Raw genomic sequence first — 13,257 nt, forward strand, 5'->3', positions numbered from 1 at the left:
CTTGTCCGCAATGTCCGCATCCTAGCCTGCGGCCGCGCGCGCTCGCGGGTGCCGGTCCAGGGTGCCCGGAGCATTCTCCCCCGCGCGCCCTCCGCCGCTACGGTTGACCCTCGACCAGGTCGAGGGACCAGGGTCGGACCCGTGGAGAGCACCATGCGCAGCATCGGCGAGATGGCCCGGGCCAGTGGCCTGAGCCCCGGCACCCTGCGGTTCTACGACGGCGCGGGCGTCTTCGTCCCGGCCGAGGTGGACCGGCACACCGGGTACCGCTGGTACGCGGACGAGCAGCTGCCGGACGCCCGGCTGCTGGCCCGGCTGCGCCGGGTCGGGATGCCGCTGGCCGGGATCACCCGGGTGCTGACCGGCTCCCCGGCCGAGGCCCGGGCCGAGCTGGACGCGCACCTGCGCCGCCTGGAGGACGGGCTGACCGACGCCCGCCGGGAGCTCTCCACGGTCCGCGCCCTACTCGACTCCCGGGAGTTCCCCGTGCCGTCCACCCGCCTGACCGTCCCCGCCCCCGCCCTGGCCGCCGCCCTGGACGCGGTGCGCTTCGCCGCCCCGGCGGACGCCGCGCTGCCCGCCGTCGCCGGGATCTTCCTGGACGCCGAGGACGGCGTCCTGCACCTGGTCGCCACCGACCGCTACCGCCTGGCGGTCGCCGACTGCCCGGCCGACCTCGACGGGCCGCCCGTCTCCGCCCTCCTCCCGACCGCCCTGGCGGACGCCGCCCGGGCCCTGCTCGGCGACGCGGAGGAGGCCGAACTCACGCTCGACGGCGGCCAGTTCACCATCCGCGCGGCCGGGCGCGCCCTCTCCGGCGAACGCGCCGAGGCGGACTTCCCGGACTACCGCCGCCTGCTGCGCCTGGAGCCCACCCACCGCATCACCCTGACCGCCGCCCAGCTGCGCGCCCTGCCCGAGGACACCGACGCCGACACCCCCACCGCCACCCTGACCGCGACCCCCGCCGACGCCCTCCCCGACGCCCCGGCCCCCGACGGCCTGCTGGTCCACGTCAACCGCGACTTCCTCCTCCAGGCCGCGGGCACCGCCGAACAGCTCGTCCTCGAACTCGGCGGCCCGATCGGCCCGCTGGCCATCCGCTTCCCCGCCCGCACGGACACCTTCTCCCTGCTGATGCCGATCGCCCGCTGACCGCTCCCCGGGCCCCGTCAGGGGCTCGGGGAACGGCGAGTCCGAGCTGCTGGCGGCCGGAGCCCGTCGATGCGTCCGTGCTGCTTCGGGCCGCCTGAACAGAACCCGCAGCCACCGCACGCACCGGCAGTGCACCGCCGGCAGCCCCGGGCCCGCCGCTCCCCGGGCCCCTGAAGCTCACGTCGTCCTACGCCGCCGTCTGCAGCTCCCGCGCCGTCCGCGGCTCGCGCTGCGGGACGGCCAGCACCCGGACGTTGTCCTGCGCGGGCGTGAGGTGCTCGCGCAGGCGGACGGCGAGGGCGACGATCAGCAGCGTGCACAGCGCCATCGCGGCGAGGTACAGCGGCCACGTCCCGGAGCCGACCAGGAGCACGCCGACGGCGGGGCCGACGGCGACCGCGATCTGCTTCACCAGTGCGTACCCGGCGTTGTAGGTGCCGAGCAGCCGGGTGGGGGCGAGGTCGGCGACGATCGGGCCCATGGTGGGGGCGAGCAGCGACTCGCCGACGCCGAACAGGGCGTAGACGGCGACGATCGCGGCCGTCGCGGCCGCCTCCTCGGTGCGGACCAGCCCGGCGACCGCGGCGGTGCCCCAGGCGGCCAGCCAGACCGCTCCGGCGGCGGCCATCGCGGTGGTGCGGCGGCGGCGCTCGGTGATCCGGACGACGAACATCTGCAGCAGCACGATGGTCAGCGCGTTGGCGCCGATGGCCAGGCCGAGGGTGGAGGGCGGGGTGCCGACGGTGTCGGTGGCGAACGCGGCGACGCCGGACTCGAACTGGCCGTAGCAGGTGAAGAAGATCAGCCCGGCGAGCACGCACAGCCGCAGCATCGCCTTGTCGGCGACCATCGCCCGCAGTCCGCCGCCGTTCTCCGCCGCGCCCCCGGCCGGGGCCGGTTCGACGGCCGCCGGGGGCATCTTCGCGGTGCCGGTGACGGCGGCCAGGCCGAGGAAGGCCAGGGCCTCGATGGTGAAGAGCCTGGTCAGGCTGGCCGGGTCGGAGGTGTCGACGACCTGGCCGCCGACCAGGGCGCCGATGCCCATGCCGAGGTTGACCAGGGTGAACTGGAGCGCGAAGGCGCGGGAGCGCTCGGTGCGTCCGGTGCAGCGGACGATCATCGTGGCGAGCGCGGGCTGGCAGGTGGTGACGCCCGCGCCGAACAGGAAGGAGGAGAGCAGCAGCGCAGTGGTGCCGGTGGCCTGCCCGAAGGCGAACGCGCCGACCGCGGCGATCGCGGTGCCGGCCAGCAGCACCGGCCTGGGCCCGTACCGGTCGATGCCGCGGCCGGTGAACGGCAGCACGGCCAGCGCGGCGAGCGCGAACACGGTGAACACCGCGCCCGCGGCCGCGGCGCCGAGGCCCCGCACCTGGTCCACGTACACGAACATGTACGGCAGGGTGAAACCGCTGCCGAACGCGCTGATCGCGTTGCCGATCTGGACGCGACGCAGTCGGCCGCCCCACTCCTTCACTGCACACCCCTCTTCACCTGCGGCGGACCGAATCCCCGGCCCGGCCTTTACTCCGTAAGATTTCAGACCTAAAGTCTTACCATCCGAACCTTAAGGCGTCAAAGGCTTAACGGCTGCACCCTGCGTGGGAGGATGAGCACATGAGCGCACGCAGAGCGGAGCCCCAGACCGCCACCGAACTCGGCATCGCCGAACAGGTGGCCGTCTACCAGCGGGAATTCCCCACCGTGGACCCGCAGGTGGAGACGATCGTCTCCACCCTCTCCCGGCTCGCCCGCCGGATGAACGTGGCGTACGGCCGCCAGTTGGCCACCCTCGGCATCACCTCCGCCGAGTGGGAGGTGCTCAAGGCGCTGGTGTTCGCGGGCGCCCCGTACCGGCTGGGCCCGGGCGAGCTGGCCAAGCGGCTCGGCCTGACCCCGGCCGCGATGACCCACCGGATCGACCGGATGGTCGCCGAGGGCCTGGTCACCCGGGACCGCGACGAGGCCAACCGGGTCCGGGTGATCGTCGAGCTGACCGCCGAGGGCCGCGACAAGTGGCTGGAGCTGATGCGGATGGCCGCCGTCTTCGAGGCCGACCTGCTCCAGGACGTGCCCGGCGGGGACCGCCCCGAGCTGGCCGCCACCCTGACCCGGATGCTGCGCCGGATCGAGGAGACCCAGCCGGACGCCCTGGGCCGCACCGACGACCTGACCTGCTGACCGGTCGGCCACCCCCACCCGGCGGGAGAACGGGAAAAGCGGACGAGGGGCGCGGGGAGATCCCTCTCCTCGCGCCCCTCGCGGGGTTCAGCTCAGCCGATCAGTGGAGTCGATCAGCAGGCGCCGTTGTCGGTCCAGACGCCCCACTGGCCGCTCAGGCTCGGGTCCTCGTTGGTGGTCCACCACTTGTTGGTGTAGTAGTGGCCCTTCCAGGAGACCTTGGTCGGGGTGGCGTACACGGTGGCGGCGTTCCAGCTCGGGGCACCGGAGCAGGTGCCGGTCGAGGCGGAGGCCGACGCGGAGACCGAGGCCGACGCGGAGGCCGACGCGGAGGCCGACGCGGACGCGGACGGGCTGGCCGACTGCGAGGCGGAGGCCGAGGCCGACGGGGAGGCCGACTGGGTCGGGGCGGCCGGGCAGTTCGCGGCGGAGCCGTTGGTGGCGGTCACCGTCTTGTCGAACAGCGCGGTCTGGGTGCCCAGGTCGTACATCGAGAACATGAACGAGCCGCCGAGGCCGTTGCAGTGCGCGTAGTCGAGCTTGGCCTGGATGGACTGCGCGTTCTCGCCGGACCAGAAGGTGGTGCCGTCGTAGAAGTAGGCGGCCTTCGCGGCGTCGTCCCAGTAGGTGTAGCTGGGGTTGTCGACGAAGCCGTTCAGCTCCTTGTACATCTTGATGCCGGCGACGCCGCCGGAGTAGGTGCCGCCGGGGGCCGGGGCGGACGCCTTCTGGAACAGGCCGTGGGTGGTGCCGGCCGAGACGCCGGTCCAGCCGCGGTAGTAGAACGGGACGCCGACGTTGATCTTCTTCGCCGGGAAGCCGCCGGGGATGCCGTACTGCGGGTCACCCACGGTGTAGGCCTTGACCGCCGCGTCCACCGAGTACTTGCCGTTGCCACCCGGGACGGGGTTCATCGGGTCGTTCGGGTTGGTGTAGATCGGGGCCTGGTGGTTGGTCGGGCCCTGGGCCTCCCAACCGCCGTGCATGTCGTACGTCATGATGTCCAGGAAGGTCAGGTACTGACCGATCTTGTCCGTCTCGACGTTCTTGATCTTGTCCTGGCCGGCGCCGACCGCGGCCGCGAGGCCGTAGGTGCGGCCGTCCGCCTTGGTCTGGGCGTCCAGCTGGCTGCGGAACTCGGCGAGCAGCGCGGTGAAGTTCTGCTTGTCGTTGGGCGAGGCGTGGTTGCCGGTGTGGCCGCCGCCGCCCGGGTACTCCCAGTCCAGGTCGAAGCCGTCGAAGATGCCGGCCGCGGTGCCCGCGCCGCCGTAGCCGCCCTCGACGGGCAGGTTGCCCTTGATGAACATGTCGACGCAGGAGGAGACGAACTTCTTGCGCGCGGCGTCGCTGGCCGACACGTCGGAGAAGTACTTCGAGTAGGTCCAGCCGCCGATCGACATCAGGACCTTGAGGTTCGGGTTCTTCGCCTTCAGCTTCTTCAGCTGGTTGAAGTTGCCGACGATCGGCTGGTTCCAGGTGTCGCCCACGCCGTCGACCGAGATGTCGGCGCCGAAGCTCTTCTGGTAGTCGGCGAAGGAGTCGCCCGCGCCGTCACCGGCGTTGGGGTCGTCCTCGTTCTGCGACGCGGCCTTGTTGGCCTCGAAGCAGGTGCCGTTGGTCGGGTGGATGTTCGCGAAGTCGTAGATGATGTAGTCGAGCTTCCCGGCGGCGCCCGTGTCCTGCATCGTCTTGAGGTAGTACGCGTTCGAGTAGATCGACCACTGGTCGAAGTACGCGACCTTGATGCCGCCGCTGGTGGCCGGGGCGCCCGTCGAGTTGGTCGGCGCGGCCTGGGCGGTGCCGCCGGTCAGCGCCAGGGTGCCGCCGAGCAGCAGGGAGGCCGCGGTGCCGGCCGCGAGGGCGGCCCAGCTCTTCGGCCGCCGCCGCGCGGGCGACTGGGGGGAAACGGAACGAAGCATGGCTGCGAGACTCCTGGTTGTGGGGGTCCTGCCGAGTCCGGGCGCGAAACCGTGCGAGGTGGGGTCGCACGACCTGGACATGACAGGGGAATCGAGCGTTGGCCTGCACAAACACCAGGTGCGGGTAAGCCGAACCGGCGCCGGTGGTCTAAACCACCGGCGCCGGCCCAGGGGCTCCCTGCACCTGTCAAGTAAAATGGACTAGACCAACTCGGCCGTCAAGAGCGGGATCTCACGCTTACGCCACGCTTAAGGTTCGGTGTCCGGTCAGTACCGCAGGGCGTTGGCCACCACGGGAGTCACCTCGCCCTCCAGCGAACGGTTGCTCTCCGCCGTGGCCTGCGCGGACGCCCCCGCCGCCACCTCCGGCACGTTCACCACCACCGCGTCGAGCAGGTTCCCCGACCCGTCGTCGAAGTTGACCTGAATCGTGTACTTGCCGGACTGCGAACCGTGGTTGGTGATCTTCAGCGGCACCGACAGCTTCCCGTCCGAACCGGTGGTGGCGGTGCCGAGCTCCACGTCGTCCTTCGCGTCCAGCCCGCCCTTCACGCTCGCCAGCGCCGAGGACGCGGCGGCCTGCGCCGAGGCGCCCAGCGAGGCCGCGGCCGAGCCGATCGCCGCCGTGGCCGAGGAGGCCGCCGAGGCCACCGCCGACTTGGCGCCCTCCAGCGCCGAGGACGCCGCCGGGGACGGCGAGCCGTCCGAGGAGCAGCCCGCCAGGGCCGCGCCGCCCAGCAGGACGGCGGCCGCCCATCCGGCAGCGGCCCGCATCGATCGCTTCATCAGTGGAGATCCCTTCGCTCGTGAACGTCCGTGGGTGCTCGCAGGAGCCGTGAACAGCCGGCCGGGCCGGGCGGAACGGGGGACGGGCCGGGGCGGGACGGGGGCGGGGCGGGACGAGGGCGGGCGGGCTCAGGAGAGCCCGGTGCCGTCCTCCCGGGCCGCCTCGTCCGCGGCCCGCGCCTCCCGCCTGCGCACCTCGTCCTGGCGGCGGGCCACCACCGAGGCCGCGCCCAGCGCGCTCGCCGCGAACGCCAGCGCGCCCACCCACGGGCGGGCCAGCCGGTGCCCCAGCGCGGCGTCCAGCGAGTAGCGGCCCGCCCCGGCCACCCCCAGGGCCAGGCCGCAGGCGCCCAGCAGGGCCGGGTACTCGTAGCCGCCGCCGTGCGCGAAGAAGCCCGCGGGGGCGTGCACCGAGATCGCGCCCGCCATGGTGCCGGCCACCACCGCGCCCGCCGCCGGGGTGGCCAGGCCGACCGCGAGCAGCGCGCCGCCGCCCGCCTCGCCCAGGCCCGCCGCCCGGGCGCTGCGCTCGCCCGGGAGGAAGCCCATGTGCTCCATGGCCTGCGCGGTGCCCTCCGGCCCGGCGCCGCCGAACCAGCCGAACAGCTTCTGCGTCCCGTGCGCGAACAGGACACCGCCGACGGCCGCGCGCAGTGCCAGCAGACCGAGATCCTTGCGGTGCAGACTGGTCATGGTGTTGCCCCTGGTGTGGAAGAGAAGACTTAGCGCCCATCCCATCGCGTGCACCGGCCCCGTTCGACCCGGCGAACCCATCCGGGCGACGCGCGCAAGGAGACTGGAGGACCCGATGCCCACCGCACCGCAGCCGCCCGAGTACGTCCTGCACGGCGAGCGGGTCGCCGACGAGCCGTCCTTCTGGGGGGAGCTGGGCCGCGCCGTGCAGGCCCCCGACGGCTACTACGGCCGCAACCTGGACGCCCTGGCCGACTGCCTGCGCGGCGGCTTCGGGCCCGAGCCGCCGTTCGTGCTGGTCTGGCAGCGGGCGATGGTCTCCGCGCAGGCCCTGACCCGCCGGGTGACCGGCCCCGACGAGGAGGAGCGCTCCTACTTCGACGCGGTCCTCGACGTGCTGCGCCAGGGTGGCGTCACCGTTCGGCTGCGCTGACGGCCCATCATGGGCGCATGTCGGCGATCACCCTGAGCACCGTCTTCGTCACCTTCTTCGCCGTGGTCGGCCCGCCCAAGGTGCTGCTCGCGTTCGCGCAGCTCAGCCAGAGCCGCACCCCGGCCGAGCTGCGCAAGCTCACCCTGGTGTCCTCGCTGGTCGCGGCCGTGGTCGGCCTGGTGCTGGCCTACAGCGCGGACTTCACGGCCGCGCTGTTCCACATCTCCGACCAGTCGCTGCAGATCGCCGGCGGGGTGATCTTCTTCATCTACGCGGTGGCCCTGGTCCTCGGCATCCACCTCGGCGGCAGCAGGGAGGACGCCCACCTCGCCAACCCGCTGGCCGACGGCATCCGCGAACTGCTGCTGCCGTACGTGGCCAGCCCGCTGGCGATCACCGCCCTGCTGGTCGAGTCGCTGACCCGGGACACCCTGGGCTGGCACTCCACCGTCGCCGCCATGTACGTGGCGGTGATCGCGGTGGACTGCCTGTGCGTCCTGCTGCTGGCCCCCCTGCTGCGGGCCAGCCGCCGCACCTCGCTGGAGGTCCTGTCCCGGCTGCTGGGCCTGCTGCTGGCGGCGGTCGGCGTGGAGATGGTGCTGTACGGGCTGGAGAGCCTGGGCGTGCACCTGGCCGAGTCGAAGAACGGCCACTGATCAGGGGCTGAGCGGCCGCCAGGGCACCGGGCTGGACAGGATCATCGAGCTGGTCGGCTGCCCGTAGCCGCCGAGCCGGTCGGTCAGCCGCTCGAAGGCGGGCATGTCCGGCACCCCGACCAGCAGCACGCAGCACGCCCCGCCGGTGACCCGGTGCAGTTGGAACACCTCCGGCCAGGCGGCCACCTCCGGGTCGCGCAGCAGGCAGCGCACCCCGTAGCACTCCACCGTGACCAGCGCCATCACCGCCGCCCCGGCCTTCGCCGGGGCCAGGTGGGCGTGGTAGCCGGTGATCACGCCGTCCGCCTCCAGCCGTCGCACCCGCTCCGCGACGGCCGGCGGGGAGAGGTTCACCCGGCGCGACAGCTCGTTGTACGACAGCCGCGCGTCGGCCTGCAGTTCGGCCAGCAGCAGGCGGTCCACCGCGTCCACGGCGGCTCCTTCACGATCGTCAGGCGATCGGGGCCGAACGCCTCGCGAACGAAAGGCGGGTGCCCCCATCCGGGCTACGACGCCCATTCAAGAGCAGGGCGCCGCGCCGCACAATGGTGTCCGCCCGCCGCACCCCGGGCGGGCGGACCCGAGGAGGTACCGGCCATGACCGGCCAGACCCACCGACCCCACCTGCGGTTCGACCCCGAGCAGAGCCCCGGCGCGGCCACCCCGTACGCCCGGTACGTGCACCTGGCCGAGCTGCACGCGCTGCAGCGGCCGCGCAGCGAGGAGCCCGCGGAGTACTCGTTCATCGTCACCACCCAGGTGATGGAGCTGCTGTTCGACCTGCTGCACCACGACTGGACCGCCGCCCGCACCGCCCTGCGCGCCGACGACCTGGACGCCGCGCTGGCCGCGCTGCGCCGCGGGCAGCACACCCAGGACGTGCTGACCGGCTCCTGGGACCTGCTGGCCACCATGACGCCCGCCGAGTTCGGCGCCTTCCGCCCGGCCCTGGGCGAGGCGTCCGGCTTCCAGTCCTCGGCCTTCCTGCGGCTGGAGTTCCTGCTCGGCAACCGCAGCGAGGGCCTGCTGGAGATGTACCGGGACTCCCCCGCCGAGTACGACGAGCTGTTCGCCGCGCTGCGCACCCCCGGCCTGTACGACGAGGCGCTGGCCGTGCTGGCCCGGCGCGGCCTGGCGGTGCCCGCGAAGCCGGTCACCGCCAGGCACCGGCACGACGAGGCGGTCGAGGCCGCCTGGCGGGCCGTCTACACCGATCCGCAGCTGGCCGACCTGGTGCGGCTGGGCGAGGCCCTGCTGGACACCGCCGAGCGCGTCACCCGCTGGCGCCAGCGCCACTACTCCGCCGTCAAGCGCACCATGGGCGGCAAGCCCGGCACCGGCGGCTCCAGCGGCCTGAGCTGGCTGAAGCAGTCCGCCGACCAGGACGTCTTCCCCGAACTGTGGGCCGTCCGCAACGACCTCTGAGCACCCCGGGAGCAATGCCGTGACCCCCACCCGCGAGCAGTGCGCGGCCCGCGACGCCGCCGATCCGCTGCACGCCCTGCGCGCCGAGTTCGACCTCCCCGCCGGGGTGCTCTACCTCGACGGCAACTCGCTGGGCGCGCTGCCCCGCCGCACCCCCGGCCACCTGGCGAGGGTGGTGGCCGACGAGTGGGGCACCGGGCTGATCCGCTCCTGGAACGAGGCCGGCTGGTTCCACCAGCCCGGTCGGCTCGGCGACCGGCTCGGCGCCCACCTGCTCGGCGCCGCGCCCGGGCAGGTGGTGGTCTGCGACTCCACCTCGGTCAACCTGTTCAAGGTGCTGGGCGCGGCCCTGCGGCTGCGCCCGGGCCGCCCGGCGCTGCTCGCCGAGCGGCACGCCTTCCCCACCGACCTGTACATCGCCGACGGCCTGAGCGCCCTGCACCCCGGCGCCCGGCCGGTGCTGCTGGACTCCGCCGCCCAGCTGGACGCCGTGCTGGACTCCGAGGCCGCCGTGGTGCTGCTCTCGCACGTCGACTACCGCACCGGCGAGCTGCTCGACATGGCGGCCGTCACCGAGCGGATCCACGCCGCCGGGGCGCTCGCCGTCTGGGACCTGTGCCACACCGCGGGCGCGCTGCCGGTCGAACTGGACGCGGCGGGCGCCGACTTCGCCGTCGGCTGCGGCTACAAGTACCTCAACGGCGGCCCGGGCGCGCCCGCCTTCCTGTACGCCGCGGCCCGCCACCAGGCGGACGCCCGGCAGCCGCTGACCGGCTGGTTCGGGCACGCCCGGCAGTTCGACTTCGAGCCCGGCTACCGGCCCGCCGAGGGCGTCACCCGCTTCCTGACCGGCACCCCGCCGATCCTCGGCCTGGCCGCGCTGGAGGCCGCGCTGGAGGTCTGGGAGCTGGCCGACCCGGCCGCCGTCCGCGCCAAGAGCCTCGAACTGTCCGACCTGTTCCTGGAGCTGACCGCCGACCTGGACGTCGAACCGGTCACCCCGCGGGAGCACGCCCGGCGCGGCAGCCAGGTCGCGCTGCGGCACCCCGGCGGCTACGCGGTGGTCCAGGCGCTGATCGCCCGCGGCGTGGTCGGCGACTTCCGCGCCCCCGACCTGATGCGCTTCGGCTTCACCCCGCTCTACCTCTCCCGCACCGACGTGCACGACGCCGCGGCCGCGCTGCGCGAGGTGCTGGCGAGCGGCGAGTGGCGCGCGGAGCGCTTCGCCCGCCGCGGCGAGGTCACCTGACGGCCCGTCCGCGCACGCCGGGACGGCCGGAGCCCCGCGGGGCTCCGGCCGTCCCGGTTCCTGCCGTGCGGCTAGCTGTGGCGACCCCGGTTGCGGCGGGCCAGCGCGATCACGGCGCCGCCCAGGCCCAGCAGCACCGCGGCGGCCCCGGCCGCCGGGGCGACCAGGTCACCGCCGCCGGTGTCCGGCAGCGGGTGCGGCGGGCGGGTCCTGCTGCCGGTCGGCTCGGGCGTGCTCTGGCTCGGCGACGGCTCGGGGGTGGTCTGGCTCGGCGACGGCTCCGGCGTGGTCTCGCTCGGCGACGGGGACGGGCTGTCCGACGGCGAAGGGCTCGGGCTGTCCGACGGGCTGGGGCTCGGGGACGGGGACGGGGACGGGGACGGGGACGGCGACGGGCTCTCGCCGCAGACCGGCAGGTCGCCGTTGAACGGGTAGTTGTGGATCTCGGTGCCCGCGCTGCCCTGCTGCAGCAGGTTGCCCGCCAGGTAGGCGCGGCCGTTGGTGCCGGGGTTGGACAGGGTGGTGTTGCTCGCCGGGTTGCCGGTCATGATCGAGCCCTGCCACTGGGCGGTGCCGATCACCGACACGTTCGTCGCGGTCGGGAAGTTCCACATCAGGTTCGGCCGCAGCACCGTCAGCGGGTCGTCGACCGCGCCGGTGCCGCTGCTGGTGTTGACCGTGACGTCGCTGCCCGTCATGTTGACGATCACCGTGGCGCCGGTCGGGATGCCGGCGAACGAGATCTGCCGGATGCCGCCGTCCGTGCCGATGTTCTGGCCGTAGTTGAACACCTGCCGGGCGCTGGTGCCGTCGCCGGTGAAGGTGACCGTGGTGCCGTCGTCCACCACCGTGCCGGTGGCCGTCTGCTGGGCCATGCAGGCGGAGTCGTTCTCGATGACCGTCCGCAGCGGCTCGAACTGGTCGATCCGGGTCGGGTCCTGGATCGCCTGGCCGGTCGGGGTGATGTCGTAGGCGCCGGTCAGCGTGGTGCCGTAGACCAGGTTGCCCCACAGCGCCGCGGGCGGGTTGGCGAAGAAGTCGGTGCCGCCGATGAACAGCCGGCTGGGGTTCTCCTGCGAGTTGTCCATGGCGACCGAGCCGCCCACCGTGACGTGGTCCGAGCCGTTCGGCGGGGTGACCATCGAGCCGACGCCCACCACGCCCATGTTGAACGCGCCGCCGATGGCCTTGTTGATGTCGAGGTTGCCGAGGATCGCGATCTTGCCCTCGGCCTCGGCCGCGTTCTGCCGCACGAGGTAGTTGCCGCCGACGAAGATGTTGAGCGAGGCGTCCGCCCCGTTGAAGGGGCCGGTGTGCGGCGGGTCCCACTGGCTCGGGCAGCTCGGGCCCGAGCACGGGCCCAGCGGCGGTGCCATCTGGTCGGCCTGGCCGACCGCGGCCATGGTGATCAGCGGAGCGGCGGCGAGTGCCGCCACCACCGCGAAGCGGAGCAGTGGGTTCTTGCCACGGACGCCGTGTCGCACGGACACCCCTCTCGTTGACGGTGGGTCAGCAGGCAGTAGACCCGGCCAGCAAAGAGGAGGCGCCGCGCCGCCCCGCCCAGGGGGACACCGACGCGCTGAAACAATCATTCGAACGGACTATGACGGACTATTTTGGTTCAGCAGTCGTGGAGCCCGTCGCCGGGCCCGTCCGGAAAGGGAGAACCGTGTCGAACCCCCCGTTGGCCGTGCTCGCGACCACCGCCGAGGTGCTCGCCCGGCCGGACGCCGACGAGCGGCTGCTCACCGCGTTCGAACGCGAGCGGCTGCAGCGCTTCCGCCGCCCCGCCGACCGCGAGGACTACCTCGCCGCGCACCTGCTCGTCCGGTACTGCGCGGCCGCGCACCTGGGCACCGCGGCCTCCGCGGTCGCCTTCGGCCAGCAGTGCCCCGGCTGCGGCGCCACCGGGCACGGCCGCCCGCACCTCACCGACCGCCCCGGCACCCACCTCAGCCTCTCCCACACCAACGGCGTGATCGCCGCCGCGGCCGCCCCCGTGCCGGTCGGCGTGGACGTCGAGCACCGCGGCCCGCGCACCACCGACCCGGCCGCCCTCCGCCACGTCCTCACCCCCGCCGAGGCCGCCCTCGTCCAGGGCCACCCCGACCCGACCGCGGCCTTCCTGCGCCTGTGGGTCCGCAAGGAGGCCCTGATCAAGCTGGGGCGCGCCACCCTCGACACCCTCGCCTCGGTCGACCTCTCCCACCTCCCCCTCGACCTGCCCGCCGACCACTGCGACGGCGGGCTGCACTACCTCGAACTCACCACGCCCACCGCCGTGTTCACCGCCGCCGCCGAGCTGCCCGTCCGGCTCGTGCAGCTCGCCGAGCTGTAGCGGCGGGGGCCCTCAGCGGCAGCGCTCCGGGTCCGGCGGCTGCTCCGCGCCCTCGGCGGCGGTGAGGAGGGCCCAGCAGTCCGGGCGGCTGCCGTCGAGGTCGGTGAAGCCGTGGTGGCGGGCCGGCTCCCCGCTGGAGGTGGAGCGGCCGTTCCAGCGGGCGTGCTGCTCGTCCGCGGCGAGGTGGGCGACCGCGCGCCCCACGTACGCGGTGGACTCGGAGATCGCGAACTGCGGCTCCCGGGCGACGTCCTCGCGCCAGGTCGGCCCGGCGGCGCCGAGCTGGACGGCGATGCCGCGGCCCGCGCCCCGGGTGCCGCCCGCGACCAGGGCGGCCTTGTCGGCGAGCGAGGGGTGCGGGGTCGTCACGGGCGGACCTCCTGGTGTGCGGGACGGGACCCCGTCCCCGTGCTCGCCGACGCCAC

At 73.8% G+C, this 13,257-nt stretch carries 14 protein-coding genes; 7 read left to right on the forward strand and 7 right to left on the reverse strand.

The features are described 5' to 3' along the window. Positions 1–141 precede the first annotated feature (141 nt). Positions 142–1,155 (forward strand): MerR family transcriptional regulator, encoded by a 1,014-nt coding sequence (locus OO57_RS30185; RefSeq protein WP_033255886.1) that lies wholly within the window; start codon positions 142–144, stop codon positions 1,153–1,155. Between the two features lie 187 nt (positions 1,156–1,342). On the opposite strand, the gene OO57_RS30190 is transcribed toward OO57_RS30185, so the two are convergent. Further along, entirely contained in the window at positions 1,343–2,629 is a 1,287-nt protein-coding gene (locus OO57_RS30190; protein WP_033255887.1) for an MFS transporter, read from the reverse strand. 140 nt (positions 2,630–2,769) lie between these two features. On the opposite strand from OO57_RS30190, the gene OO57_RS30195 reads away from it, so the two are divergent. Then, positions 2,770–3,333 (forward strand): MarR family winged helix-turn-helix transcriptional regulator, encoded by a 564-nt coding sequence (locus OO57_RS30195; protein ID WP_033255888.1) that lies wholly within the window; start codon positions 2,770–2,772, stop codon positions 3,331–3,333. A gap of 113 nt (positions 3,334–3,446) precedes the next feature. Here the strand turns inward: OO57_RS30195 and OO57_RS30200 are convergent, their stop codons facing one another. The 3 genes from OO57_RS30200 to OO57_RS30210 form a co-directional block, all read right to left on the reverse strand. Then, positions 3,447–5,252: a glycosyl hydrolase family 18 protein gene (locus tag OO57_RS30200; protein ID WP_033255889.1), complete on the reverse strand. Its 1,806-nt coding sequence runs from the start codon at positions 5,250–5,252 to the stop codon at positions 3,447–3,449. A 267-nt stretch (positions 5,253–5,519) separates the two neighbouring features. Beyond that, entirely contained in the window at positions 5,520–6,038 is a 519-nt protein-coding gene (locus OO57_RS30205; protein ID WP_033255890.1) for a hypothetical protein, read from the reverse strand. Between the two features lie 129 nt (positions 6,039–6,167). Continuing rightward, positions 6,168–6,731, reverse strand: coding sequence for a DoxX family protein (locus tag OO57_RS30210; RefSeq protein ID WP_033255891.1), 564 nt, complete (start codon positions 6,729–6,731; stop codon positions 6,168–6,170). Between the two features lie 115 nt (positions 6,732–6,846). On the opposite strand from OO57_RS30210, the gene OO57_RS30215 reads away from it, so the two are divergent. Further along, positions 6,847–7,164 carry a barstar family protein gene (locus tag OO57_RS30215; protein WP_051778442.1) on the forward strand — a complete coding sequence of 106 codons (318 nt, stop codon included), beginning with the start codon at positions 6,847–6,849 and terminating at the stop codon, positions 7,162–7,164. Positions 7,165–7,181: 17 nt separating this feature from the next. Then, positions 7,182–7,820 carry a MarC family protein gene (locus tag OO57_RS30220; RefSeq protein WP_033255892.1) on the forward strand — a complete coding sequence of 213 codons (639 nt, stop codon included), beginning with the start codon at positions 7,182–7,184 and terminating at the stop codon, positions 7,818–7,820. Here OO57_RS30220 and OO57_RS30225 read toward each other — a convergent pair whose 3' ends face one another. Then, a complete protein-coding gene (locus OO57_RS30225; protein ID WP_033255893.1) occupies positions 7,821–8,252 on the reverse strand; it encodes an Lrp/AsnC family transcriptional regulator in 432 nt (143 codons plus the stop codon). Between the two features lie 165 nt (positions 8,253–8,417). On the opposite strand from OO57_RS30225, the gene OO57_RS30230 reads away from it, so the two are divergent. Both OO57_RS30230 and kynU read left to right on the forward strand, forming a co-directional pair. Then, entirely contained in the window at positions 8,418–9,245 is an 828-nt protein-coding gene (locus OO57_RS30230; protein WP_033255894.1) for a tryptophan 2,3-dioxygenase, read from the forward strand. 19 nt (positions 9,246–9,264) lie between these two features. Further along, positions 9,265–10,494, forward strand: coding sequence for a kynureninase (gene kynU / locus OO57_RS30235; protein ID WP_033255895.1), 1,230 nt, complete (start codon positions 9,265–9,267; stop codon positions 10,492–10,494). A 71-nt stretch (positions 10,495–10,565) separates the two neighbouring features. Here the strand turns inward: kynU and OO57_RS30240 are convergent, their stop codons facing one another. Beyond that, entirely contained in the window at positions 10,566–11,978 is a 1,413-nt protein-coding gene (locus tag OO57_RS30240; RefSeq protein ID WP_158715279.1) for a choice-of-anchor A family protein, read from the reverse strand. 185 nt (positions 11,979–12,163) lie between these two features. Between OO57_RS30240 and OO57_RS30245 the strand changes: the two genes are divergently transcribed. Further along, positions 12,164–12,832: a 4'-phosphopantetheinyl transferase family protein gene (locus OO57_RS30245; protein ID WP_033255896.1), complete on the forward strand. Its 669-nt coding sequence runs from the start codon at positions 12,164–12,166 to the stop codon at positions 12,830–12,832. A gap of 12 nt (positions 12,833–12,844) precedes the next feature. On the opposite strand, the gene OO57_RS30250 is transcribed toward OO57_RS30245, so the two are convergent. Further along, positions 12,845–13,201: a hypothetical protein gene (locus OO57_RS30250; RefSeq protein ID WP_033255897.1), complete on the reverse strand. Its 357-nt coding sequence runs from the start codon at positions 13,199–13,201 to the stop codon at positions 12,845–12,847. Positions 13,202–13,257 lie beyond the last annotated feature (56 nt).

The sequence above is a fragment of the Kitasatospora phosalacinea genome (assembly GCF_000717185.1).
Taxonomy (GTDB): domain Bacteria; phylum Actinomycetota; class Actinomycetes; order Streptomycetales; family Streptomycetaceae; genus Kitasatospora; species Kitasatospora phosalacinea_A.

Bases quoted from the DNA above. Each gene is read 5' to 3' on its own strand.
- OO57_RS30195 (WP_033255888.1), top strand. From the start codon at position 2,770: ATGAGCGCACGCAGAGCGGAGCCCCAGACCGCCACCGAACTCGGCATC.
- OO57_RS30205 (WP_033255890.1), bottom strand. From the start codon at position 6,038: ATGAAGCGATCGATGCGGGCCGCTGCCGGATGGGCGGCCGCCGTCCTG.
- OO57_RS30230 (WP_033255894.1), top strand. From the start codon at position 8,418: ATGACCGGCCAGACCCACCGACCCCACCTGCGGTTCGACCCCGAGCAG.
- OO57_RS30210 (WP_033255891.1), bottom strand. From the start codon at position 6,731: ATGACCAGTCTGCACCGCAAGGATCTCGGTCTGCTGGCACTGCGCGCG.
- OO57_RS30220 (WP_033255892.1), top strand. From the start codon at position 7,182: ATGTCGGCGATCACCCTGAGCACCGTCTTCGTCACCTTCTTCGCCGTG.
- OO57_RS30200 (WP_033255889.1), bottom strand. From the start codon at position 5,252: ATGCTTCGTTCCGTTTCCCCCCAGTCGCCCGCGCGGCGGCGGCCGAAG.
- OO57_RS30215 (WP_051778442.1), top strand. From the start codon at position 6,847: ATGCCCACCGCACCGCAGCCGCCCGAGTACGTCCTGCACGGCGAGCGG.